The organism is Agromyces fucosus (assembly GCF_004134865.1).
GTDB lineage: Bacteria > Actinomycetota > Actinomycetes > Actinomycetales > Microbacteriaceae > Agromyces > Agromyces fucosus.
On record NZ_SDPO01000001.1, the window covers coordinates 131,554 to 154,977 of the forward strand.

Genomic DNA, 23,424 nt, shown 5'->3' on the forward strand with positions numbered 1-23,424 from the left:
ACCCCATGGATCTCACCGTGCTCTGGTTCTGGATCGTCGCCTTCATGTTCGTCGGCTACTTCGTACTCGACGGCTTCGACTTCGGCGTCGGCATGTCCCTGCCGTTCCTCGGGAAGGACGAGACCGATCGTCGCGTGCTCATCAACACGATCGGGCCCGTCTGGGACCTCAACGAGACGTGGGTGATCGTCGCGGGCGCCTCGCTCTTCGCGGCGTTCCCCGAGTGGTACGCCACGCTCTTCTCCGGGTTCTACCTCGCGCTGCTGCTCATCCTGCTCGCACTCATCGCTCGCGGCGTCTCCTTCGAGTACCGCCACCAGCGACCCGAGTCGCGCTGGAAGAAGTGGTTCGACGGCATGATCGTGGTCGGCTCGGCGGTGCCGGCACTGCTCTGGGGCGTCGCCTTCGCCAACATCGTGCAGGGGGTGCCGCTCGATGCGGATCACAACTACACCGGTACGCTCTTCGACCTGCTGAACCCGTACGCGCTGCTCGGAGGCGTCACGACGCTGCTGCTCTTCTTCACCCACGGCGTCGTGTTCGCGTCGCTGAAGACCGAGGGGGAGCTGCGCGAGCGGGCACGGCGGCTCGCCGCGAGGTCGGGTCTCATCACGATCGTCGTCGCGGCACTCTTCCTCCTCTGGACCGGCCTCGCGTTCGGCACGTTCTGGTTCTGGATCCTCGCGGTCGCCGCAGCCGTGGCGCTCATCGGCGGATGGCTCGCGAATCGGCGCGGTGCCGAGGGCATCGCCTTCACCCTGCTCGCCGTCACGGTCGCCGCCGCGGTACTGTCGCTCTTCGCGGCGCTGTTCCCCGACGTGATGCCCGCCTCCAACGACCCGGCGAACAGCCTCACGATCGTGAACGCCTCGAGCACGACGTACACGCTCACCGTCATGAGTTGGGTGGCCGTGGTCTTCCTCCCGCTGGTGCTGCTGTACCAGGGGTGGACGTACTGGGTCTTCCGCAAGCGCGTCACGCGCGCGTCGATCGAGGCGGCAGCGCACTAGGTGAAGCCGCTCGATCCGCGCCTCCTTCGCCGCTCCCGCGCCGCTCGCGGCTTCCTCGCCGCGGGCGGTGCCCTCGCCCTCGTCCAGAGTGCCGCGATCGTGGCGTTCGCATGGGCGCTGGCATCCCTCGTCACCGGGTTCATCGACGGAATGGCGATGCCCGATGCCGTACCGCTCCTTGTGCTGCTCGTCGCCGCGGCATCCGTTCGCGCCGTCGCCGCGTGGCTCTGGGACGTCGTGGGGTCGGCCGGTGCCACCCGGGTCAAGGCGGAGCTCCGGAGCGAACTGCTCCTGGCGCTCGAGGCGCGGCCCGAGGGTCTTCCCGACTTTCCCACGGCGCGGATCGCGACGCTGCTCGGTCCCGGCCTCGACGCCCTCGACGCCTACTTCGGGCAGTACCTGCCGCAGCTCGTGTCGACGATCGTCGTCACGCCGATCCTCATCGCGATGGCGTGGGTCGCCGATCCGCTCTCGGGGCTCGTGCTCGTGATCGTGCTGCCGCTCATCCCCGTGTTCATGGCGCTCATCGGCATGGCCACCGAGGCCGTGCAGCGTCGCCAGTGGGAGAGCCTCGCCTCGCTCTCGCGTGGGTTCCTCGAGGTCGTCGGCGGTCTGTCGACGCTGCTGCTCTTCCGCAGGGCCGAGCGCCAGACCGCCAGGATCAGGGCGGTCACCGACGACTATCGCTCGCACACCATGAAGGTGCTGCGCATCACGTTCCTCTCGGGCTTCACCCTCGAGTTCGCCGCGAGCCTGTCGGTGGCGCTCGTCGCGGTCTCGATCGGCCTTCGGTTGGTCGCGGGCGACATGCTGCTGATCGCGGGCGTCTTCGTGCTGGTGCTCGCGCCCGAGGTCTTCCTGCCGCTCCGGAACGTCGGTGCCGCGTTCCACGCCTCGACCGAGGGCGTCGCCGCTTCGGCCGACGCGTTCGATCTGCTCGACGCCGCGGAACGGGCGGTTCGCGCTCCGGCGCGCGCGTCCGCGGTCGCCCCGGCCGACCAGGCGAACGAGGGCGCGGATGCCGCGGACGGACTGCACCTCCGAGGCATCCGGGTCATGCGGGGCGACCGGGCCGTGATCGACGGCCTCGACCTCGACGCAGCTCGCGGCGAACTCGTCGCGGTGACGGGGGAGAGCGGCTCGGGCAAGTCGAGCCTGTTCGCTGCGCTGCTCGGCTTCGTGCCGCTCGAGGGCGTCGCGCGGCTCGACGGCGCGGTGCTCGGCGCCGACGCCGGCCACGGAGCCGGAGCAGGCGCCGACGCGAGCGGTCGGTCGCGGATCGCGTGGTCGGGCCAGACGCCGGCTCTCCTCGCCGGAACGATCGCCTCGAACGTGCGACTCGGTGAGGAGGGCGCCGACCCCGGCCTCTGCACGCGCGCATGCCGGCTCGCGGGCGTCGAGCTCGACCCCGAGTTGCGTCTCGGACCCGGCGGGTCCGGCCTCTCGGGGGGCCAGGCGCAGCGCGTCGCGACCGCCCGGGCGATCCATCGACTGCTCGCGCGCGACGCCTCGCTGCTGCTCCTCGACGAGCCGAGTTCGGCGCAGGACGAGTACCGCGAGGCGGCGCTCGGCGATGCCCTGGTCGAACTCGCCGCCGAGGGACGCATCGTCGTCGTGTCGTCCCACCGAGCAGCACTCGCCGGCCGCGCTGATCGTGTCATCGAGCTGGAGCCCGCACATGTCTGATCCCGCCCGCGAGATGCTTCGCCGCGCCGTCCCGAGCCCGCGCCGGCTCCTGCCTGCGGTGCTCTTCGGCATCGGCTCAGCAGGCTCGAGCATCGTGCTGCTCGCGTGCTCGGCATGGCTGATCGCGCGTGCCGCCGAGCAGCCGCCGGTGCTCTACCTGTCGGTGGCGATCGTCGGCGTGCGGGCGTTCGCCCTCGGGCGCTCGGTCTTCCGGTACCTCGAGCGGCTGAGCGGCCACGACGCGTCGTTCAAGCAGCTCGCCATGATCCGCGCGAACGTGTTCGAGCGCATGCTCCCGATCGCACCCGACGGCATCGCGGCGACGCGTCGCGGCGACCTGCTCGATCGCTTCGTGAGCGACGTCGACGAGCTGCAGAACGTGCCGCTGCGGGCGGTGCAGCCGCTCGTGAGCGCGGCGATCGTGCTCGTGGCAGCCGTCGTCGGCATCGGGTTCCTCGCGCCCGAGTCGGCGATCGCCGTGCTGATCTGCCTGGCCGTCGGCATCGGCGTGGCGCTCCTCGTGCAACAGCGGGCGCTCGTCCATGCCGAACGCACGACGGCCCCCCTCCGCGGTGAACTCCAGGCGGCGATCGTCGAGCACGTGCAGGCTCTCGACGTGCTCGTCGCCTTCGACGCCGCGGGCGCCGGGCGGCGCCGCATCGACGCGCTCGGCGCCCGGTATGCCGCGGCGACCCGCTCGCGGGCGGCGGCGACCGGTGTCGCAGCGGCGGCGATGAGCGCGATCGGCGGTTTCGCCGTGGCCGCGAGCCTCGCCGCCGCCGTGCCGCTCCTGCAGGGCGGCCGCATCGACGGTCCGACCTTCGCGGTGCTCTGCCTCGTGCCGCTCGCGATCGCCGAGGTCGCGACGGCGGTGCCGCTCGCGGCGTCGTCGCTCCGGCTCGCGCGCGCCAGCGCCGCCCGGGTCGCGAGTGCCGTGCCGGACTCCGTGCCGGCCGGCATCCCGGTCTTGCCGCCGTCGCCCGCGGAACCGCCCAGCGGCGATACGCCGCCGACGGTCGAGTTGCGCGGCGTGCAGGCGGGCTGGCCGGCGCTCGTGAACACCGACGGCACGGGCTCCGGTCTGGCCGGCGCCGACCGCGGCGCTGCCCTCACCGGTGTCGACCTCGCGATCGCGCCGGGCGAGCGGCTCCTCGTCCGCGGCGGATCCGGAGCGGGCAAGACGACGCTCGCCCATGTGCTCGTGCGTTTCCTCGATTACGAGGGCTCGTATCGTCTCGGAGGGGTCGAGGCCTCGACCCTCGACCCCGCCGACGTGCGCGCCATCGTCGGGCTCGTCGAGCAGCGACCCTGGCTCTTCGATGAAGATGTGCGGCAGAACCTGATCTTCGCTCGCGACACCGCGACCGACGACGAACTGCTCGAGGTGCTCGCGCGCGTGGGCCTGCGCGAATGGGTCGACGAGCGCGGCGGGCTCGACGCCAGAGTCGGAGAGCGCGGCGCGCTCGTCTCGGGCGGACAGGCGCAGCGATTGGCCCTGGCCCGGGCGATGCTCGCGCGCTTCCCGGTGCTCGTGCTCGACGAGCCCACGGCGAGCGTCGATCCGGCACGGGCCGACGCGCTGCTCCGCGACCTGACCGATGCCGCGAGCCGTTCGGGCAGCAGCGTCGTGCTCATCTCGCACGCGCCCGTCGACCCTTCGCTCGTCGATCGTGTCGTGACGATCGAAGACGGTCGCCTGCCGGCGATCTAGGCTGAGAGGATGCCGCGTCGCGTCCGCCAGCTCGCCCTGCCGGTGTGGCGCGACCCCGAGGCGGTCTTCCGCGCGCTCTTCGCCGAGTCCGAGCACGTCGTCTGGCTCGACGGGGGGGCGGATGCCGTGTCGGGCTCGAGCGTGCTCGCCGTCGCGCACGAGCGCTCCGAGTTCGTGACCGCCGACGTGATCCGCGGCACGGTCTCTCGCAGCCGCCCGCGGTCGGCCGAGCCCGGTGGTGCCGAGCCCGCCACGTCGGCGGCGTCGATCTTCGAGGTGCTCGGCGGTGCCCTCGCCGCGCATCGCCCGGCCGCCGAGACGGACTCCGCCCGAGCGGATGCCGCCGCGCCCCTCGGCTGGTTCGGGTGGTTCGGGTACGAGCTGGGCGCCGCCCACGAGGGCGTGCCGATCGCGGAGGCGGAGACGCCGGATGCCGCGTTCCTCTTCGTCGACCGGGCGATCGTGTTCGATCACGGCGCACGATCGGTGCGGCTCGTCTGGATCGACGGCGATGGCGATGGCGGCGACGACGAGCGCGAGGCACGGAAGACGCCTGAAGCATGGGCGGCGGCGCTTGCGGGCGCGATCGAGCGGCTCGACGCGACATCCGTGCCGGTGACCTCGTCGGCATCGCACCCGACGAGCGCGCGGACCGTCGGCGTGCCGAGCCGATGGCGGCACGATGCCGCGCGGTACGCGCAGCTCATCGCCGAATGCCAGGCGGCGATCGTGCGTGGCGACGCCTATCAGCTGTGCCTCACCAACCGCGTCGACGTCGACGTGCATCCCGACCCGGCGACCGCCTATCTCGCCCTGCGGACGTCGAGCCCGAGCCACCACGGCGGCTACCTGCGGTTCGGCGACACGGCGCTCCTCAGCGCCTCGCCCGAGCAGTTCCTGCACGTCGACGCCGACGGGCTCGTCTCCACGAAGCCCATGAAGGGCACGCGGCCCCGAAGCGACGACCCCGACGCCGATGCCGCCCTTCGCCGCGAACTCCTCGAGAGCGAGAAGGAACGCGCCGAGAACCTCATGATCGTCGATCTCATGCGCAACGACCTCGGCCGCATCGCCGAGCTCGGCACGGTCGAGGTGCCGAGCCTGCTCGACGTCGAGGAGTACGCCCACGTGCACCAGTTGGTCTCGACGGTGATCGCGCGGCTGCGGCATCCGCTCACCGCACTCGACGCCGTGCAGTCCGCGTTCCCCGCCGGCTCCATGACGGGTGCGCCGAAGCGGAGCGCCATGACGATCCTGCACGAGCTCGAACAGGGGCCGAGAGGCGTCTACTCCGGTGCGTTCGGCTACCTCGGCATCGACGGCGGTGCCGACCTCGCGATGGTGATCCGCTCGATCGTGCTCACTCCGAGCGGCGCGTCGATCGGCACCGGCGGCGGCATCACCGCCCTTTCCGTCGCGGCCGAGGAGGTCGAGGAGACGCGCGTCAAGGCGCGCGCGCTGCTCGCCGTGCTGGGCGCGGACGTGCCCGTCTCGGAGTGAGTAGGCTGGATGTCCGAGTGCGCCGCGTTCCGGCGCGCCCGGAAGCCCTCCCCGAGCGATACACGATTGAGAGTCACGTGGCACACGACCAGGACCCAGCGCACGCCGACGCCGGCGCGTACGACTTCGCCGCGATCCAGGCGAAGTGGCTTCCCGTCTGGGATGAGTCCGAGCCCTTCCGCGCAGGGCTCCCTGGTGACACGAGGCCTCGCAAGTACATCCTCGACATGTTCCCGTACCCGTCGGGCGACCTGCACATGGGCCATGCCGAGGCATTCGGCTACGGCGACACCGTGGCCCGGTACTGGCGCCACCAGGGCTTCGACGTGCTGCACCCGGTCGGCTGGGACTCCTTCGGCCTGCCCGCCGAGAACGCCGCCATCAAGCGCGGCATCGACCCCCGCGGGTGGACCTACGAGAACATCGAGCAGCAGAAGAAGTCGTTCCGCCAGTACGCGCCGTCGTTCGACTGGTCGCGCGAGCTCCACACGAGCGACCCCGAGTACTACAAGTGGAACCAGTGGCTGTTCCTGAAGCTCTACGAGCAGGGCATCGCCTACCGCAAGGCCGGTCAGGTCAACTGGTGCCCCAATGACCAGACGGTGCTCGCCAACGAGCAGGTCATCGACGGCCACTGCGAGCGCTGCGGTGCGGTCGTCACGAAGAAGGCCCTCACGCAGTGGTACTTCCGCGTCACCGACTACGCCGACCGCCTGCTCGACGACCTGAACCAGCTCGAGGGCGCCTGGCCGTCGAAGGTGCTGTCGATGCAGCGCAACTGGATCGGCCGCTCCTCGGGCGCCGACGTCGAATTCGAGATCGAGGGGCGCGATGAGCGCATCCCGGTCTTCACGACGCGTCCCGACACGCTCTTCGGCGCCACGTTCATGGTCGTCGCCCCCGACTCCGACCTCGCGGCCGAGCTCGCGAGCGGGGCCTCCGCAGAAGTGCGCATGCGCTTCCAGGACTACGTCGACTCGGTGCGGGCCGAGAGCGACATCGACCGGCTCGCGACCGACCGCCCGAAGACGGGCGTGTTCCTCGAGCGCTACGCGATCAACCCGGTCAACGGCGAGCGCCTGCCGATCTGGGCCGCCGACTACGTGCTCGCCGACTACGGCCACGGCGCGATCATGGCCGTGCCCGCGCATGACCAGCGCGACCTCGACTTCGCGCGCGCGTTCGACCTGCCCGTGCGCGTCGTCGTCGACACGAACGCGCCCGTCACGGGCGTGATCCCCGTCATCCCGCTCGACGAGAACGGCGACCCGTACCTGCCCGACGAACTCGTCACGCTCGAAGACCCGGCGTCGACCGGCGTGGCACTCGCGGGCGAGGGCCGCCTCATCAACTCGGGCCCCCTCGACGGACTCTCGAAGTCCAACGCGATCCGCCGCGTGATCGAGATCCTCGCCGAGCGCGGCCTCGGCCGCTCGTCGAAGAACTACCGCCTGCGCGACTGGCTGATCTCGCGCCAGCGCTACTGGGGCACGCCGATCCCGATCATCCACTGCCCCGACTGCGGCGAGGTGCCGGTTCCTGAGAGCGAACTTCCGGTGCGACTGCCGGATGCCGCGGGGCTCGACCTGAAGCCGAAGGGCGCGAGCCCGCTCGGCGCGGCCGAGGACTGGGTCAACGTCGCCTGCCCGAACTGCGGCGGCGCCGCGCGCCGTGACTCCGACACCATGGACACGTTCGTGGACTCGTCGTGGTACTACCTGCGCTACCTGAACCCCACCGACGACACGCGCGCCTTCGACCCGGCGGAGGCCGAGAAGTGGGCCCCCGTCGACCAGTACGTCGGCGGAGTCGAGCACGCGATCCTGCACCTGCTCTACTCGCGATTCATCACGAAGGTGCTCTTCGACCTCGGCTACCTGAGCTACACCGAGCCGTTCACGTCGCTGCTGAACCAGGGCATGGTCATCATGGACGGCACCAAGATGTCGAAGTCCAAAGGCAACCTGGTCGAGTTCGCGAGCGAGCTGCAGGCGCACGGCGCCGATGCGCTCCGCGTCACCCTGGCGTTCGCCGGCCCGCCCGAAGACGACATCGACTGGGCGGATGTCTCCCCGGTCGGCGCCTCGAAGTTCCTGGCCCGCGCCTGGCGCATCTCGGGCGAGGTCACCTCGAGCCCCGAGGTCGAGTGGAAGACGGGCGACCCGTCGCTTCGGCGCATCACGCACCGCCTGCTCGCCGACGCGCCGGGCCTCGTCGAGGCCTTCAAGTTCAACGTCGTCGTCGCGCGGCTCATGGAGCTCGTGAACGCGACGCGCAAGGCGATCGACTCAGGTGCAGGCGCCGGTGACGCTGCGGTCCGTGAGGCGGCGGAGGTCACGGCGATGATCCTCGATCTCTTCGCCCCGTTCACGGCCGAAGACATGTGGCAGCGTCTCGGATACGAGCCGACCGTGGCTCTCGTGCCGTGGCGCAAGGCCGACCCGGCGCTCCTCGTCGAGGAGTCGGTCACCGCGATCGTGCAGGTCGACGGCAAGGTGCGCGACCGGCTCGAGGTGTCGCCGAAGATCTCGGGCGACGAGCTCGAGGCGATGGCGCGCGCCTCGGCAGCGGTCGTGCGCTCGATCGGCGAGCGCGAGATCGTCAACGTGATCGTGCGCGCTCCTCGAATCGTGAACATCGCGACGAAGGGCTGACGTCCCGGCGCGCCCGCGCGAAGCGGGCGGCCGGCGAATGCGTACCCTCCCGAGACGAGTGCGTCGCCGCTCGAACCGCTGCGGGAGTCCGCCTCCCTCAGCGCAATTGCGCGAACGCTTCGGCGCTGCTCGTCGGGCCGACGACGAGGACGGTGTCCCCGTCGTGCAGGAGGGTGTTGTTGTCGGCGTTCCGCCAGGGCTCGTCGTCGTGCTGATAGGCGGCGATGGTGATGCCGTGGCTGGCACGGATGCCGGTGTCACCGAGGCGCTTTCCGTGCAGCAGCGATGGCGCTGCCGTCTTCACGAGCGCGTATCCCGGCGCCACCTCGATGTAGTCGAGCGCGGCGCCGCGGACCAGGTGCGCGACGCGGCGACCCATGTCCTTCTCGGGGTAGATCACGTGATGCACGCCGAGCTGCTCGAGGATGAGCCCGTGACGATCGTCGACGGCCTTGGCCCAGATCACGGGGATCTGCATGCTGAGCAGCACCGAGCAGGTGAGGATCGAGGCTGACACGTCACCGCCGATGGCGACGACGACACGGTCGAACTCATCGATGGCGAGCTGGCGAAGCGCTTCCTCCTTGGTGGAGTCGGCTCGCACCACTTGGGTGAGCTGGCCGTTGAGGGCCTGGACGAGATCTTCCTCGAGGTCGATACCGAGCACCTCGGTGCCGCCCGCCATCAGCTCGACGGCGAGGGCGCTGCCGAAGCGGCCGAGCCCGATGACCGCGACGGAGTCGGCCTCGGCGATGCGGCGCGACGTGTCTCCGCCGAAGAACGGGAACTTAACCAATGGCTGGCCTTTCCTTGGGGAATTCGTAGAGGACTCGGCGTTCGCGGAGCGCGATGGCGGTGCCGAGGGTGAGCGGGCCGAGCCGGCCCAGGAACATGAGCAGCACGAGCACGACCTTCGCCGCATCGGGAAGGCCGGCTGTGATGCCGGTCGACAAGCCCACGGTGGCGAATGCCGAGACGGCCTCGAAGAGGACCCGGTCGAGGTCGAGACCGGTCAGCAGCAACAGCACGGCGGTTCCGGCGACGACCGCGGCGACGGCGATCAGCACGACGGTGATGGCCTGGCGGTGAACGGCTCGACTCAGCCGCTTGCCGAAGATGTTCACCGAGCCTTCGCCGCGGAGCTCGGTGAGCATGATGAAGAAGAGCACTGCGAACGTGGTCACCTTGATGCCGCCCGCCGTGCCGGCCGGCCCGCCGCCGATGAACATCAGCACATCCATCCCGAGCCAGCTCGCGTCGTGCATCGAGCCGATGTCGATGGAGTTGAACCCCGCGGTGCGAGTCTGCACCGACTGGAAGAATCCCGCGAGCAGCCGTGCGCCAGGGTCGAGGGTCCCGAGCGTCGCGGGATTGTTCCACTCGATGAGGGTGATGTATGCGGTGCCGCCGATGAGCAGCACCGCGCTGCCCCAGAGCACGAGCTTCGTGTTCATCGACCAGTGCAGCGGCTTCGTGAACTCCTTGCGGAGCTGCATGATGACGGGGAAACCGAGCCCGCCGAGAATGATCGCCGCCGAAATCGGGAGGCAGACGAACGGGTCGGCGACGAACCCCATGAGGTTGTCGGTGTAGAGCGCGAAGCCGGCGTTGTTGAACGATGACACCGCGAGGAACGCAGCGTGCCAGGCCGCCTCGCCGACGCCGTACCCGTATCCCAGCATGAACCGCACGCCGAGGAGGACGAAGACGCCGAATTCGATGAGGACGGTGATCTTCAGGATGCCGCGCACCAGCCCGCGGACGTCGGCGAAGCCGACCGCCTTCGCTTCGGCGGCGGTGTTGAGCCGCGAGCGGACCGAGAGCTTGCGTGCGAGGACGAGGCCGATGAGGGAGGCGAAGATCATGATGCCGAGCCCGCCCAGCTGGATCAGCGCCATGATCACGACCTGGCCGAACGGAGTCCAGTAGGTCGGTGTATCGACGACCGTCAGCCCGGTGACGCACACCGCCGACGTCGCCGTGAACAGTGCATCGACAAAGGAGCCGCCGCCGGGGCCGACCTTCGAAATGGGCAGCATGAGCAGGGCGGTGCCGGCGAGAATCGCGAGCGCGAAGCCCGTGACGACCGTCTGAGCCGGATGCATCCGAAGCCGAACGAGTCGGCGCCGTTGCCGTCCAGCTGCGGCGGGTGCGCGAGTGGTCACCGGAAAACTGTAGCCTCTCCGACACCCAATCGAAGGCACGTCCCGATCCAGATCGCCCCGTCGCTCGAATCCGGCTTGGCGCGCATCTTCGGAGATGAGCCGCCGGGCCGGTGAAGAGGTCTCACCGGCCCGGCCATCGATGTCCTACGCGGGTAGGGTCGCGGTTCCATCGATGGCGCACGCACTCGCGCTCGCGTCATTTCAGGGGCGAAGAGTGGTTGCCCCCCTCTGATCTCTTCGTCCGACTCAACGCGTCCGGTCGAGAGGAGGCAGAGTACCCGAAACAGAGCCGCCGCCGTACGCGCTGGTAACGCCGAGGCTAGCAGCCGGAACACGGATGGTGCCATGTGCTACGCCCGGCGATCTCCAGTCGATGATCGCTGAAGGGTCGCAGATGGTGCGGCCAGACTCAGCGGAGCGCGAGACGAGTCTGGGTGTGAGCGGCACCGCCCTGCTTCTTCAGGCTTCGCAGGAGGCGGTCGAGCGCCGCAGTGTCGCGAACCCCGATGTGCAGGAGGTAGTCGTAGGCACCGGTGACGTGGACTGCATCGCGGATCTCCGGCACCAGCCGGGCCCATGCCAGGAACGCCTCGGAGTCTTCTGCGGGATCGAGGCGGACGTCGATGAACGCTTCGAGACCCGCGGTGCTCTCCGGCCCATCGGCAGCGAGAACGACCCGATACCCGACGATCACCCCCGATTTCTCCATGCGACGCACCCGCGCGGCGATCGCGTTCGTGCTGAGACCGACCTGACGGCCGATCGCACTGAACGAAGCGCGCCCGTCGACTCGGAGAACATCGAGAATCTTCTCGTCTACGGCATCCATGCAGATGATTCTCTCAGGCGACAGGATGTTTGCGCAGTGTGCAGGTCAACCAGAGCGGATCATCGTCGTATGGACACGGACCTCATCATCGGCCTCTTCGCCGGCGCGGTCGCCGGCCTGGCGCTGGCAGCGCCGCTCGGCGCGATCGGCGTGCTCCTCGTCCAGGAGGGAATCCTGCGGGGCCTGCCGGGCGGGCTTCCGGGTGCCGCTGCTGTCGCGACGGTGGACACGCTCTACTGCGCCGGTGCGGTGGCGGCGGGCGCCGTGTTGAGCCCCATGATCACCACGTGGGCGCCCTGGCCCCAGATCAGCGGCGGGGCGGTGCTCATCGCGCTCGGCATCCACGGACTCGTGAAGGGCTGGCGCGCGGCACGCCCGACTGCCGCCACGAGTTCGACACGAGCGCTGGGACCGGCGGCTCGTTCGATCCCCGTGACGGGGGCGACCCCGTCGTGGTCGACCCCGTCGACGTCAACCACCGGATGGGTTCGATATGCGCTCTTCCTCGGGCTGACCGCGATCAACCCGGCGACGCTGCTGTATTTCGTCGCGATCCTCCCCGGCCTGAGGGAGACGGCATCGTCGGGCGCCGCCCAAGTCGGCTTCGTGGTCGGCGTCGCCGTGGCGTCGTTCGCATGGCAAGCGCTCCTCGTCGCGCTCGGAGCAGGCCTGCGGCACAAGACCGGCGCCTCGTTCAGGAACTGGACTGCGGTCATCGGCAACGCCACCGTGGCGGTGCTCGGCGCGGTGCTCATCGCGCAGGTGGTGTAGCGCACGGCAAGAAGGCCTGCGATGAGCGCTCCTGTCGGGTCGAGCGACCCAAGATGCAACCAAGGTCCCATACCCGGACATCTCTGTTGAGGAGAAGGTGTACTTGGGGGTGACAACGATGCAGGCTGGCAAGAAGCTCATGCGCGTCGGCGGCGCGGTGACGATGGTCGGTCTCATCGGCATGGTGGTGGGCGCGGCGATGCTCGCGTTCGCGTCGGCGTTCGGCACGGTGTCCATCGACACCGGCGAGCAACGCGACGTCGCACTGCTCGTCGCCGCAGCCGGAGCAGCGGCCGCGATCGCAGGCGTCAGCCTCGTGTGCATGGGGCTCGTGCTCCGGCCGAAGCGCAGCAGTTCGAAGCGCGCGACCCGACGAGCCAGTCGGTACGTGCCGGCCGTGCATCGAGCGACGTACGAGCGCCCGGCCAGGCGGGCGGGCTCGGCGCTCACCGGCGAGCAGCAGGTGATCACCGGGTGACCTCGCTCGACGACGACCCCAGCAGACAGGAATGAGGTGGCGCGGTGGCGCAGGGTGAGAAGCTCAGGCAGGTGGGTGGGACCATGACGATCGTGGGCGCGGTTGTCATGGTGACCGGAGCCGCGATTCTCGCGCACTCGTCGGCGTTCGGCGAGGGGTCGGCGACTTCAGCCGACCAGGTCGGCATCGCCCTCATGATCGTCGCATGCGGGGCATCCGTCTCGATGGCCGGCGTGGCGATCGTCTGCATCGGGCTCATCGTACGGCCGAGCCGCGCCGCTCGGTATGGTCGCCTCTACGTGCCCGCGCATCATCGTGACTCGTTCCTGCGGCCGGCGCGACGACGCATCCGTCGACCCCGCGCACAGGGGTCGAGGACTTCGGAACAGTCAGTCGTCGCCGTCTCTGCCTGAGACCGGATCACAGCTCGAGCCCGTCAGACCCGAGCGGGAACGCAGATGCGCGTGAACGGGTGGGATATGACCCCCGCCCGGCGCGGGTGTACGACGTCGCGTGGGAATGAGACACTCAGCACACCCGCTGCAGGACCACCTGATGCGAGCAGAAGGGCTTCAGCATGGACGTGAATGGTGAAGAGGAGATTCCGCGCAGTCGCGAGGACCCTCCGTACCAGGCCATCAGCCCGAACCTCGACAAGCTCTCCCGCTCATCGGTCGAGCGCGGAAGCGTGAGCCGGCGGCGCATCCTTCGAGCGGTGCTGATCCTCGGCGGGGTGCTGCTGGCGCTGGCGATCGCCGTCATCTGGTCGATGGTGCTGTCGTAGGCTCCGAGGCACGGTGTTGACGTGAGCCGCCCGGGTGATCACGGTGCACATACTTGGCCTGCCCGCCCCTGATATAGGGTGTGCGCCAACGGAGGTGGAGGATCACGATGGATTGGATCGTCGTTGCGGTCGTCGTCATCGTCGTGCTCGCAGTCGTCGCGACCGCGCTCCTCGGCCTTCGCGAGCGCCGGAACCGCCCACTCAGCGAGCATTATTCCGGGGCTCATGGAGATGCATCGCATGCCGAATCGATGGCGCGTGCCTACGCGGCGGATGCTGGGCGTGGCACTGGGATCGGCGGCGGGGGTGGAAGCTGAGGTAGCTCGATCGCGACGGAACGTTCGCGGGGTTGCTCGAATAGAGAACCCGCTGCCCTCGGTTCGCGCGAAGGAGCATCCCGGCGTGATGAACACGAGAACGCCCCTCCCGATAGGCTCGCGCCGTGACTGAACTCGAAGCGGACAGAGACACGGACACGAACAGAGACACAGCCATCCAGCACAAGCGATCGACCGGTGGACTGGTTTCGATCATCTCTCTGTCGGTCCTGGCGCTGGTGCCCACGATGTACGTCGCCCTTCTGCTTTCGCTGAGCATCCACGGGTACCAGACGTACACCGGCGCCACCATGGAGCCCGGTGACAACGCAGCGATGAACGCGAGTGAGGAATACCTCGGCATCGTGATTGCGTCGGTGGCCTTCGTGATCCTGTGGCTCCTCGTCACGGGCATCGCCGCGGCCATCGCTGCATCGACGGGGTGGCCAGTGGTGCGGACCGTGCTGTTCGTCGGCGGCGCGCTGGTACTTGCGGGCGGTGTCTTGGTCGTCGCCGGGCTGACGATCGGAGCTTCTTGACGAAGGTCTCGCAGTCAAAGAATGAAGCAGCAAGGAGCCCATTGGTGGACCCCCGGCGTGCCCCTTCGCGGGAGGATGTTCACGCGAACCGACGCGAGGAGATCACCATGCAGATACCCGGACTGCCAGCTCTTCAGTGGACGAATGCCGCGTCAGTCGCTGCCTACCACCCCGGGGCAGGAGACGCAGCGAGTGCAGGCGAGCTCGTGATGCGCGCCGCTCCCGGGGTCGACTGGAGCAACGACTCGCTCGGTGGGCCCGGTCAGCACGGGGCGAGCCTGCTGGGATTCACGCCGGAGGGCGACTTCACGCTGAGCGCACGGACCCGGGTCGTGAGCGAGCGCACGACCTTCGATGCTGCGGTGCTCGGCCTCTGGTGCGACGAGGACCACTGGGCGAAGCTCTGCTTCGAGTACTCGCCCGGCGGCCAGGCCATGGTGGTGAGCGTCGTGACCAACGACTACTCGGACGACTGCAATTCGAGCATCGTCGAGGAGGAGTTCGTGCATCTTCGGGTGTCGCGCATCGGAGAGGCGTATGCGTTCCACGCCTCGACGGATGGTGAGCGGTGGGACTTCGTGCGACTGTTCAGGCTGCACACGGACGTCACGCCGGTCGTCGGATTCATGTCGCAGGCGCCGCTGGGGGAGACGTGCGAAGCCAGATTCGATCAGATCCGACTCACCGACGAGACGCTGCTCGACCTGCGTGAAGGATCCTGACACATCGTACATTCGGCACATATGCATCTGTAACTTCTGTTACATTCTTCTCATGGCTACTGAGACCGATGTTCGTTGGCTGCTCGTGATCCCTCGCGTGCCGGCCGAGCCCTCTCGACACCGCGTCGCGGTATGGCGGGAACTCCGCAGGCTTGGAGCAGTGCCTGCCGCGTCGGGGGCCTGGGCCATCCCGGATCTGCCTGCGTTCACGGAGCCACTGCCGAACCTGCGAACGCTTGCTGAGAAGGGCGGGGGGAGTATCGCAGTGCTGAAGGTGGACTCGCACGGCGACGGAGATCTCGCTCTGGTGCGCGACGCGTTCATCGCCACCCGGACCGATGAGTGGAGCGAGTTCATCGCGGATTGCGGAAAGTTCGAGGCGGAGATCGATCGCGAGATCGCGAAGGAGAAGTTCACGTTCGGCGAGTTGGAAGAGGAGGAGCAGAGCCTCGAACGACTGCGACGGTGGCAGCGCGACCTCCTGCGAAGGAATCCCGTCGAACTCGCCATCACCGCCGCGGCAGCACAGCGGCTCGAAGAGGTGGCTGAACGGCTGTCCGGCTACTCGGAACTCGTCTTCGCCGCGAATCTGCCGACCCCCATCACGGACTAGGAGCAGGCGGCTCGGCCGATCTCTCGAACCCACCGCCCGGCGGCAGGACACGCGCCTCGCAGCTTTCCGTCTCGCGGGTTCGGCGGTAACGAGGGTACGACTCTTCCTCGACAGGTGAGGATGTCGCCAACCGGTGCACGGGCGCGGCCCGCTCCCGTTTCGACCGACTTCCGGCGGTCTAGCGTGCGAGCATGCCCGCTCGTGATGCCGTCGACCCGATGGCGGTGCTCGATGCGTCCGCCCGCCGCGCCGGCCCGCGGGTGCGCGTCGGAGTCGGCGCCGCCGTGGTGCTGTTCGTGCTCGCCGTGGCGGTCGCCGCGCTCATGTCGTTCGGCGCCGGCGGCGGCGGCGATCAAGATCGCATCGAGGCATCCGATGACCGAGCGGATGTCTCGGCCGACGCGACCTCGACCGTGGGGGCGCCGTCGGTGCTCGTGCACGTGCTCGGCGCCGTCGTGCGGCCGGGCCTCGTCGAACTCGGTGCGGGCGCCCGGGTCGTCGACGCGATCGCGGCGGCCGGCGGGCTGGCGCCCGACGCAGATCCCGCGGGCGTGAACCTCGCGCGGCCGCTCGTCGACGGCGAGCAGCTCGCCGTTCCCGTCGTCGGACAGGTGGCGCCGCCCGCCGCCGGCGGCGCGTCGGCGCCGGGTGCGGGACCGTCCGACGGGCTCGTGCACCTGAACAGCGCAGGCGTCGCCGAACTCGACACCCTCCCGCGCATCGGCCCCGCGCTGGCGCAGCGCATCCTCGACTGGCGTGACGCAAACGGCCCCTTCACCTCGGTCGACCAGCTGCTCGACGTCGCCGGCATCGGCGACGCCGTGTTCGCGGGCCTCGAACCACTCGTGGCCCTCTGAGTGCGCGACCTCCGCCTGCTCCTGCCCGCGTCGCTCGCGTGGATCGCCGCGTGGTGCGCCATCGGCATCCCTGGCGGCGCCGCACTTGCCGGGCTCGTCGCGGTGGCGTGCTGGGTTGCGGCGTGGCTCGTCGCCGGACTCGTCATCACCGCGGCCATGCGGAGGCGCCATGGTTCCGCGCCGACACATGACGCCGGCGTCGTCGCGCGGGTCGTCCGCGCTGCAGCGGCCACCCTGCTCGTCGTACTCGCGGCGGGTGCGCTCGTCGTGAGCGCCACGGCGCTCGGGCTCGGTGCGAGGGAGTCGTCTCCACTCGCCGAGGCGGCGAATGAGCATCGCACCGCCGTGGTCACGATCGAACTCACCGGTGCGCCGAGGGCGATGCGCTCGAGCTGGTTCGCCGAGGGCGAGGCGCCTGCTCTCCGAGTCGAGGGAAAGCTCGTCTCCGTCGACGGCGCCGCGGCGCGCGCGGTACCGGTGACGACGGCGCTGTCGCTCCCGACTGGGGAGCTGCAGCTCGGCGCGCGGGTCACGTTCACGGCCCGTGTCACGCCGTTGCCGGCCGACGAGGGCTCGGCGTTCCGATTGGCGGCGGTCGGCGACATCCGCTCGGTTGCACCGCCCCCGCCATGGCTCGCCTGGACCGTCGGACTGCGCACCGGTTTCGCCGACGCCGCCGGCGCACTGGGCGGCGATGGCGGAGCGCTCGTACCCGGGCTCGCGATCGGCGACACGAGTGCGGTCGACGAGACGCTCGACGCCGCGATGAAGGCGTCGTCGCTGAGCCACTTGACCGCCGTCTCCGGCGCGAACTGCGCGATCGTCACGGCGGCCGCGTTCGCCCTCGCCGCCCTGATCGGTCTGCCGCGGCTGGCCCGTGTCGTCGTCGCGCTGTTCGCCCTGACGGGATTCGTGGTGCTCGTCACCCCCGAGGCGAGCGTGGTCCGCGCGGCGACCATGGCGATCGTGGTGCTCGTGGCGATCGCCGCAGGTCGCCCCGGCGGCGGTGTCGCAGCGCTCTCACTCGCCGTGGTCGTGCTGCTCGCGATCGATCCCTGGTACGCCCGCGACTACGGGTTCGCGCTGTCGGTGTTCGCGACGGCAGGTCTGCTGCTGCTCGCGCGACCCCTCAGCGAGGCGCTCGCGCGCTGGATGCCGTTGCCCATCGCCGCAGTCATCGGCGTGCCACTCGCCGCCCAGCTCGCCTGCCAGCCCGTGCTCGTGCTGCTGGACCCGGCACTTGCGCTCTACGGTGTGCCGGCGAACCTGCTCGCAGCACCCGCAGCACCCATCGGCACCGTCGTCGGGCTCATCGGCTGCCTCCTGCTGCCGGTGCTGCCGTCGGTCGGGTTCGCGTGCCTCCAGCTCGCGTGGCTGCCCGCGACCTGGATCGCGCTGCTCGCCCAGGCGGCATCGGCGCTGCCCGCCGCACGCCTCGAATGGCTGCCGGATGCCCCGGGCGCGCTGCTGCTCGCGGCGTGCACCGCGATCGGACTCTGGCTCCTGCTGGGATCACGGCGCCGCCGACGACTTCGCATGCTCGCGGCCGCGACGCTGATCGTCACGATCGCGGTGCCCGTTGGGCTCTTCGCCGGCAGTCCGCTCATCGGTGCGGCGACCCGGCCCAGTGGTTGGGATGTCGCTGCGTGCGACATCGGGCAGGGCGACGCGGTCCTCCTCCGCTCGGGCGACGCGACGGCGCTGATCGACACCGGGCCCGATCCCGCTGCACTCTCGCGGTGTCTGACCTTCCTCGGAATTTCGCGGATCGACCTGCTCGTGCTGACGCACTGGGATGCCGACCATGTCGGGGGAGTCCCGGCGGCGGTGGGACTCGTCGACACCGTGGTGCACGGGCCGCTCGACGGCGACCGCTCGACGCGCGCGCTCGATCCGCTCGTCGCGGCGGGCGCCGAGCCGGTCGAGGTCGTGGCAGGGTTCGGCGGTACTCTCGGCGACGCCCGGTGGCGCGTGGTGTGGCCGAAGCGCGACGCGCAACCGGGCAACGATGCGAGCGTCGTCCTCGACGTCTCGACTCCCGACTACCGCGGCCTCTTCCTCGGCGATCTCGGTGAGGAGGCCCAGGCGCGCATGCTGCGGTCCGCCGCGCTCGGACGCGTCGATCTCGTGAAGGTCGCCCATCATGGCTCCGCCGATCAGAGTGAGCGTCTCTACGACGAACTCGGCGCGACGGTGGGGGTGATCGGGGTCGGTGCCGACAACGGATACGGCCACCCGACCGACCGGCTGCTCGACCTGCTGCGTGCCGACGGCACTGCGATCGTGCGCACCGATCGGTCGGGCACGGCGCTGCTGACGGCCGATGGCGGCGGCTTCAGCCTGTGGAGCGAGCGCGACACTGCCGGTGTCGTCGGCGGCCCGTAGACTCGAAGCGACGAACGGGAGGTGCGGTGGCATCGCGCACAGGAGCATCGCGCTCAGGGGCATCGCCCAAGGCGAAGGCGGCGATCCCGCAGCTCGCGTGGCACGCGATCCGGCCTGCTCCCGTCGTGCTCGTGACGGGCGCCGAAGACGTGCTCGCCGAGCGATCGATCACGATGCTCCGTGATTTCCTCCGCTCCGAAGACCCGGCGCTCGAGGTGAGCGACCTCGAAGCAGACGGCTATCGGCGCGGCGAGCTCATGACGCTCGCGAGCCCGTCGCTGTTCGGCGAGCCGCGCCTCATCCGGGTCAGCGGCGTCGAGCGCGCCAGCGACGACTTCCTCCTCGACGCGCTCGACTACCTCGAGCAGACGGCCGAGTCCACGACCCTCGTGCTGCGCCACCGCAACGGCGTGCGCGGCAAGAAGCTCCTCGACGCGATCCGCGCCGGTGGTGGCGGCGGCATCGAGATCGTCTGCGCCGAACTCAAGAAAGACGCCGAGAAGCAGGACTTCGCGGCCGCGGAGTTCCGTGCAGCTGGTCGCAAGATCAGCCCCGGTGCGCTGCGTGCTCTCGTCGGCGCGTTCAGCGACGACCTCCGCGAACTCTCCGCCGCATGCCGACAGCTCCTGGCCGATGCGCCGTCCGACATCACCGAGACCGTCGTCGCGCGCTACTACGGCGGCCGCGTCGAGACCAATGCGTTCGCCGTCGCCGACGCCGCCATCGCGGGCCGCCACGGTGAGGCGCTCATCGCGCTCCGACACGCGCTCGACAGCGGTGCCGACCCGGTGCCCATGGTCGCGGCGTTCGCCATGAAGGTGCGCACGATGGCGAAGGTGTCGGGCACCCGCGGCGGGGGAGCGCAGCTCGCCGGCTCGCTGGGTCTCGCGCCGTGGCAGGTCGATCGTGCGCGGCGCGATCTCGCCGGCTGGACTGACGAGGGGCTCGGGCGAGCGATCGAAGCACTCGCGGCCACCGATGCCGCCGTCAAGGGGGCTGAACGCGACCCCGTGTTCGCGCTCGAACGGCTCGTCGGCGTCATCGCCTCCCGCGGCCGCGCCTAGCCTCGTGCGCCGCATCGCCTGCGCGTCCGCGCCCGTGCGCCCACGCCCACGCCCGCGCGCCCACGCGCGAGCCCCGATCACCCCACCGTGACGAGCCGTCGCGCACGCCGCGATGGAACGAAGCGGTGCTCAGGCACGACGGCATCGAATCACCGCTCCGAGCATGACGAAGGCCCCGACACATCCGTGCCGGGGCCTTCATCGAGTGCGTGTTCGCGTCAGAGCGCGGCAACCTGCTTCGCGAGAGCCGACTTGCGGTTCGCGGCCTGGTTCTTGTGGATGACGCCCTTGCTCGAAGCCTTGTCGAGCTTGCGGGTCGCGGCACGGAGGGCGGTCGTCGCCTTGTCCTTGTCGCCCGTGGAGATCGCGTCCTTCGCAATGCGGATGACGGTCTTCAGTTCGCTCTTGACGGCCTTGTTGCGCTCCTGCGCCTTGAGGTTCGTGCGGTTGCGCTTGATCTGCGACTTGATGTTTGCCACGTGGAGTTCGTCTTTCGTTCTTGTGCGGGTACCGGATGTGCCGGGAAAGGTAGAGGGGCCTCACCGGCGAATCGTGCGGGGTGGGACCCACACGCAAGCCAACAGGCAACGATACCAGCTATGAGAGTGGGTCACCAACGTTCGCGCCTGCGAGTTGCCCGGGGAAACTCGGCGAGCCCGCAGATGCACCAGCGTGCGCATTTCGACGGCGTCGCCCGGCGGCCGCACGGCGATCGAGCTCCGCGACGGCCCCGAGCACGACCGCCGCGAAATCGTCGGGGCGGATGAGGCTCACGAGGTGCGTCGCCCGGGGCACGATGACGAGGTGTGCGTCGTGGGCGGCGCGCAGCATCCGTCGCTCCTCGATGCGGAAGTGGTCGAAGCGGCCGTTCACGAGCCAGACGGGCACCTCGATCGCCGAGAGCGCTCCGACGGGGTCGAGGTCGCCGACGGCCGCGAGCACCGGCGCCATGACATCGAGGGCGACGCCGCCCGCGAGCACGTCGTCGGCGGCTTCGGGGGAGAGGAAGAGCCGTGCCATCGCATCGTTGAGGCCGCGTCCGCGATCGGGCATGCGTCCGATGAGTGCTGCGAGCCGCCGGTAGCCACTCAGGGGCGCGCCTCGTGGCCGTGTGCTGCACGACGCGGCCACGAGTCCGTCGAGTCGGTCGGGGTTCCGTGCGGCGAACTCGATCGAGAGATACCCGCCGAGACTGAGGCCGACGAGCAGGCGCGGCACCGAGCGGTCAGCGCCGCGGACTCCAGCCTGGGGATTCAACGCCGCGTCGATCTCCTCCAGTGCCGCCTCGATCGAGAACGCCTCGCCGATCCTGCTGCCGTGTCCGGGCAGGTCGATCGCGACGACGTCGAGGTCGTGCGCACCGAGCAGCTCGAGCTGCCTGCGCCACATCGACGATGAGGTGCGGAGTCCGTGCACGAGCACGACGCGAGCGCGAGGCATCCGTCAGCCCGCCCTGATCGCACCCAGTTCGCGTGCTCTGGCGACCGCGGCGGTGCGCGAGCCGACCCCGAGCTTCGTGAAGATGTGCACGAGATGCGACTTGACGGTCGCCTCGCTGAGGAAGAGCGCGCGACCGATGTCGCGATTGGTGCGCCCCTCGGCGACGAGCGAGAGCACCTCGGCCTCGCGAACGGTCAGCCGTTCGCCGCTCGTGCGCGAGGCGTCCAGGCGCGACGAGACGCCGGGCGCGAGCGCGGCGTCGCCGACGGCGGCGGCGTGCACGGCGGCGATGAGTTCGGCGGGCGGGGCATCCTTCAGGAGGTAGCCGCTCGCACCGGCCTCGATCGCCCCCAGGATGTCGGCGTCCGTGTCGTAGTTCGTCAGCACGAGCACGCGCGGCGAGCTCTGCTGCGAGCGGATGCGGCGGGTCGCTTCCGCGCCCTGCATCGCGCCCGGGTACTGCAGGTCCATGAGTACGAGGTCGACGGCGGATGCCTCGGCCAGGCGCACCGCGTCTTCCGCCGTCGTCGCCTCGCCGACGACCTCGAGATCGGGTTCGCTCTCGAGCATCGCACGGATGCCGGCGCGCACGACGGGGTGGTCGTCGCTGAGCAGGATGCGGATCAAGGCGCCACCACCGGGATGCGCACCGAGATCGCCGTGCCGTCGCCGGGCGTCGATTCGATGTCGACGCTGCCGCCGAGGGCCGCGGCTCGTTGCCGGATCGCCCGCAGGCCGAAGCCGCCGACGCCGGCGTCACCGGGTTGTTCGCCGTCGACGCCGTTCGCCGGAGCGGAGCGGAATCCGACGCCGTCGTCGACGACATCGAGAGCGATCTCGTCGCCGAGGTAGCTGAGCGTCACCGACGCGTGCGACGCATTCGCATGCTGCAGCACGTTCGCGAGCGACCCCTGGGCGATGCGGAGGAGCGCCGCGTCGGCCGCCATCGAGAGCATCACGGGCTCGCCGCTCGTGGAGAACTCGACCCGGAGCGGCGTGCCCGACTGCAGTGACTGCTCGGTCGTCGACTCGGTGAGGCGTCGGAGCGCAGCAGGCAGGGACTGCGCATCGAGCGACGGCGGCGCGAGCTCACGGATGAACCGGCGCGTCTCGCCGAGGTTCTGGGCGGCCGTCTCGCGGGCGAGCTGCAGCTTCTGCTGCGTGGCCTCGTCGGCGACGTCGCGTTCCGCGGCGTGCAGCAGCATCTGGATGCTCGAGAGGCCCTGCGCCACGGTGTCGTGGATCTCCTTCGCGAGGCGCTCGCGCTCGGCGAGGGTGCCCGCCTCCCGGCTCGCCGCCGCGAGTTCCTCTCGCGTCGCCATCAGGTCGAGGATCAGCGCCTGGCGTTCCTGCGTCTCCTGCGCCATCGCGCGGTACCCGAGGCCGATCACGATCGCGACGCCCGCGCTGATGAGCGGGCCGAGGATCGAGCCGACCTCGAACCCCAGGTGCGTCGCCGTGCCCCAGACCGACAGGCCGAAGGTCACGACGACGAGCGGCACCGCGATCGGAGCCGCGAGCACGTGCAGCTCGAGAAAGAAGAGCGGGAACGCGAGGAAGGCGGCGTCGGGGGTCATGGCCGACATGCCGACCCACAGCACGAGGAGGCTCACGAGCCAGATCACCCGCGCCCAGGTCGGGAGGTTCCGATGCGCTGCCGCGATGCCGGCCCCGTAGCAGGCGAGGAACGCGACGGCGAGCACCGTCACTCCGATCTCATCGGGCGCGTCGTCGAGCAGCGCCCGCACGACGACGAAGAGCGTGAGGCCGATAACGAGCACGTGCAGGCCGAGCCGGAGCGCCGTGAAGACGGGTCGCAGGGCCGAGGGAGCGACGCGTTCGCTTGGAATCTGGATGACCGCCATTTGCTCCGAGCGTAGCCCGGGGGCGCGCCACGGG

The 23,424-nt window shown here is 70.0% G+C and carries 22 protein-coding genes; 15 read left to right on the forward strand and 7 right to left on the reverse strand.

Annotation, left to right across the window (positions count from 1 at the left end; translation table 11 throughout):
• Nucleotides 1–5: 5 nt before the first annotated feature.
• The 5 genes from cydB to leuS all read left to right on the forward strand — a co-directional run bounded on the left by cydB (nucleotide 6) and on the right by leuS (nucleotide 8,561).
• A complete protein-coding gene (gene cydB, locus ESP57_RS00665) occupies nucleotides 6–1,010 on the forward strand; it encodes a cytochrome d ubiquinol oxidase subunit II (protein WP_056008327.1) in 1,005 nt (334 codons plus the stop codon).
• On the forward strand, nucleotides 1,011–2,696 hold the full coding sequence (cydD, locus tag ESP57_RS00670) for a thiol reductant ABC exporter subunit CydD (protein WP_129230173.1): 1,686 nt from the start codon (nucleotides 1,011–1,013) through the stop codon (nucleotides 2,694–2,696).
• The gene (gene cydC / locus ESP57_RS00675; RefSeq protein ID WP_129230175.1) at nucleotides 2,689–4,407 is read left to right on the forward strand and encodes a thiol reductant ABC exporter subunit CydC; all 1,719 of its coding nucleotides are present in this window, start codon (nucleotides 2,689–2,691) and stop codon (nucleotides 4,405–4,407) included. The genes cydD and cydC overlap by 8 nt, the downstream gene beginning before the upstream one ends.
• A gap of 9 nt (nucleotides 4,408–4,416) precedes the next feature.
• The gene (gene pabB / locus ESP57_RS00680) at nucleotides 4,417–5,907 is read left to right on the forward strand and encodes an aminodeoxychorismate synthase component I (protein WP_129230177.1); all 1,491 of its coding nucleotides are present in this window, start codon (nucleotides 4,417–4,419) and stop codon (nucleotides 5,905–5,907) included.
• 77 nt (nucleotides 5,908–5,984) lie between these two features.
• The gene (gene leuS, locus ESP57_RS00685; RefSeq protein WP_056008341.1) at nucleotides 5,985–8,561 is read left to right on the forward strand and encodes a leucine--tRNA ligase; all 2,577 of its coding nucleotides are present in this window, start codon (nucleotides 5,985–5,987) and stop codon (nucleotides 8,559–8,561) included.
• 97 nt (nucleotides 8,562–8,658) lie between these two features.
• On the opposite strand, the gene ESP57_RS00690 is transcribed toward leuS, so the two are convergent.
• From ESP57_RS00690 to ESP57_RS00700, 3 genes are all read right to left on the reverse strand, one after another.
• Nucleotides 8,659–9,357 carry a potassium channel family protein gene (locus ESP57_RS00690; protein ID WP_235507667.1) on the reverse strand — a complete coding sequence of 233 codons (699 nt, stop codon included), beginning with the start codon at nucleotides 9,355–9,357 and terminating at the stop codon, nucleotides 8,659–8,661.
• On the reverse strand, nucleotides 9,350–10,666 hold the full coding sequence (locus tag ESP57_RS18665) for a TrkH family potassium uptake protein (protein WP_129230839.1): 1,317 nt from the start codon (nucleotides 10,664–10,666) through the stop codon (nucleotides 9,350–9,352). Before ESP57_RS18665 ends, ESP57_RS00690 begins: the two co-directional genes overlap by 8 nt.
• A 469-nt stretch (nucleotides 10,667–11,135) precedes the next feature.
• Nucleotides 11,136–11,555 (reverse strand): Lrp/AsnC family transcriptional regulator, encoded by a 420-nt coding sequence (locus ESP57_RS00700; protein WP_129230179.1) that lies wholly within the window; start codon nucleotides 11,553–11,555, stop codon nucleotides 11,136–11,138.
• A gap of 69 nt (nucleotides 11,556–11,624) precedes the next feature.
• On the opposite strand from ESP57_RS00700, the gene ESP57_RS00705 reads away from it, so the two are divergent.
• The 10 genes from ESP57_RS00705 (at nucleotide 11,625) to holA (ending at nucleotide 20,085) form a co-directional block, all read left to right on the forward strand.
• Nucleotides 11,625–12,326: a LysE family transporter gene (locus tag ESP57_RS00705; RefSeq protein WP_129230181.1), complete on the forward strand. Its 702-nt coding sequence runs from the start codon at nucleotides 11,625–11,627 to the stop codon at nucleotides 12,324–12,326.
• Between the two features lie 103 nt (nucleotides 12,327–12,429).
• On the forward strand, nucleotides 12,430–12,804 hold the full coding sequence (locus tag ESP57_RS00710; protein WP_129230183.1) for a hypothetical protein: 375 nt from the start codon (nucleotides 12,430–12,432) through the stop codon (nucleotides 12,802–12,804).
• Nucleotides 12,805–12,887: 83 nt separating this feature from the next.
• A complete protein-coding gene (locus ESP57_RS00715) occupies nucleotides 12,888–13,217 on the forward strand; it encodes a hypothetical protein (protein WP_115958186.1) in 330 nt (109 codons plus the stop codon).
• A gap of 164 nt (nucleotides 13,218–13,381) precedes the next feature.
• Nucleotides 13,382–13,588 (forward strand): hypothetical protein, encoded by a 207-nt coding sequence (locus tag ESP57_RS00720; RefSeq protein ID WP_115958185.1) that lies wholly within the window; start codon nucleotides 13,382–13,384, stop codon nucleotides 13,586–13,588.
• Between the two features lie 442 nt (nucleotides 13,589–14,030).
• A complete protein-coding gene (locus ESP57_RS00725) occupies nucleotides 14,031–14,444 on the forward strand; it encodes a hypothetical protein (RefSeq protein WP_129230185.1) in 414 nt (137 codons plus the stop codon).
• A gap of 107 nt (nucleotides 14,445–14,551) precedes the next feature.
• Complete coding sequence (locus ESP57_RS00730) at nucleotides 14,552–15,166, forward strand: DUF1349 domain-containing protein (protein WP_056008366.1); 615 nt, start codon at nucleotides 14,552–14,554, stop codon at nucleotides 15,164–15,166.
• Entirely contained in the window at nucleotides 15,153–15,779 is a 627-nt protein-coding gene (locus tag ESP57_RS00735) for a Chromate resistance protein ChrB (RefSeq protein WP_235507670.1), read from the forward strand. The genes ESP57_RS00730 and ESP57_RS00735 overlap by 14 nt, the downstream gene beginning before the upstream one ends.
• A 191-nt stretch (nucleotides 15,780–15,970) precedes the next feature.
• A complete protein-coding gene (locus ESP57_RS00740; RefSeq protein WP_082571281.1) occupies nucleotides 15,971–16,636 on the forward strand; it encodes a ComEA family DNA-binding protein in 666 nt (221 codons plus the stop codon).
• Nucleotides 16,637–19,021 carry a ComEC/Rec2 family competence protein gene (locus ESP57_RS00745; RefSeq protein WP_056008372.1) on the forward strand — a complete coding sequence of 795 codons (2,385 nt, stop codon included), beginning with the start codon at nucleotides 16,637–16,639 and terminating at the stop codon, nucleotides 19,019–19,021.
• 26 nt (nucleotides 19,022–19,047) lie between these two features.
• Nucleotides 19,048–20,085, forward strand: coding sequence for a DNA polymerase III subunit delta (gene holA / locus ESP57_RS00750; protein ID WP_056008376.1), 1,038 nt, complete (start codon nucleotides 19,048–19,050; stop codon nucleotides 20,083–20,085).
• A 218-nt stretch (nucleotides 20,086–20,303) separates the two neighbouring features.
• Here holA and rpsT read toward each other — a convergent pair whose 3' ends face one another.
• From rpsT to ESP57_RS00770, 4 genes are all read right to left on the reverse strand, one after another.
• On the reverse strand, nucleotides 20,304–20,564 hold the full coding sequence (gene rpsT, locus ESP57_RS00755) for a 30S ribosomal protein S20 (protein ID WP_056008379.1): 261 nt from the start codon (nucleotides 20,562–20,564) through the stop codon (nucleotides 20,304–20,306).
• Nucleotides 20,565–20,682: 118 nt separating this feature from the next.
• A complete protein-coding gene (locus ESP57_RS00760) occupies nucleotides 20,683–21,525 on the reverse strand; it encodes an alpha/beta fold hydrolase (protein WP_115958180.1) in 843 nt (280 codons plus the stop codon).
• A 3-nt stretch (nucleotides 21,526–21,528) separates the two neighbouring features.
• Nucleotides 21,529–22,152, reverse strand: a complete 624-nt coding sequence (locus ESP57_RS00765; RefSeq protein WP_129230187.1) for a response regulator — start codon at nucleotides 22,150–22,152, stop codon at nucleotides 21,529–21,531.
• Entirely contained in the window at nucleotides 22,149–23,390 is a 1,242-nt protein-coding gene (locus ESP57_RS00770; protein WP_129230189.1) for a sensor histidine kinase, read from the reverse strand. The genes ESP57_RS00765 and ESP57_RS00770 overlap by 4 nt, the downstream gene beginning before the upstream one ends.
• Between the last annotated feature and the right edge of the window lie 34 nt (nucleotides 23,391–23,424).

Coding starts and splice junctions, on each gene's coding strand:
- cydB (WP_056008327.1), top strand. CDS start 6: ATGGATCTCACCGTGCTCTGGTTCTGGATCGTCGCCTTCATGTTCGTC.
- cydC (WP_129230175.1), top strand. CDS start 2,689: ATGTCTGATCCCGCCCGCGAGATGCTTCGCCGCGCCGTCCCGAGCCCG.
- pabB (WP_129230177.1), top strand. CDS start 4,417: ATGCCGCGTCGCGTCCGCCAGCTCGCCCTGCCGGTGTGGCGCGACCCC.
- ESP57_RS18665 (WP_129230839.1), bottom strand. CDS start 10,666: ATGCATCCGGCTCAGACGGTCGTCACGGGCTTCGCGCTCGCGATTCTC.
- ESP57_RS00700 (WP_129230179.1), bottom strand. CDS start 11,555: ATGGATGCCGTAGACGAGAAGATTCTCGATGTTCTCCGAGTCGACGGG.
- ESP57_RS00705 (WP_129230181.1), top strand. CDS start 11,625: ATGGACACGGACCTCATCATCGGCCTCTTCGCCGGCGCGGTCGCCGGC.
- ESP57_RS00715 (WP_115958186.1), top strand. CDS start 12,888: ATGACGATCGTGGGCGCGGTTGTCATGGTGACCGGAGCCGCGATTCTC.
- ESP57_RS00720 (WP_115958185.1), top strand. CDS start 13,382: ATGGACGTGAATGGTGAAGAGGAGATTCCGCGCAGTCGCGAGGACCCT.
- ESP57_RS00730 (WP_056008366.1), top strand. CDS start 14,552: ATGCAGATACCCGGACTGCCAGCTCTTCAGTGGACGAATGCCGCGTCA.
- ESP57_RS00740 (WP_082571281.1), top strand. CDS start 15,971: ATGCCCGCTCGTGATGCCGTCGACCCGATGGCGGTGCTCGATGCGTCC.
- ESP57_RS00760 (WP_115958180.1), bottom strand. CDS start 21,525: ATGCCTCGCGCTCGCGTCGTGCTCGTGCACGGACTCCGCACCTCATCG.
- ESP57_RS00770 (WP_129230189.1), bottom strand. CDS start 23,390: ATGGCGGTCATCCAGATTCCAAGCGAACGCGTCGCTCCCTCGGCCCTG.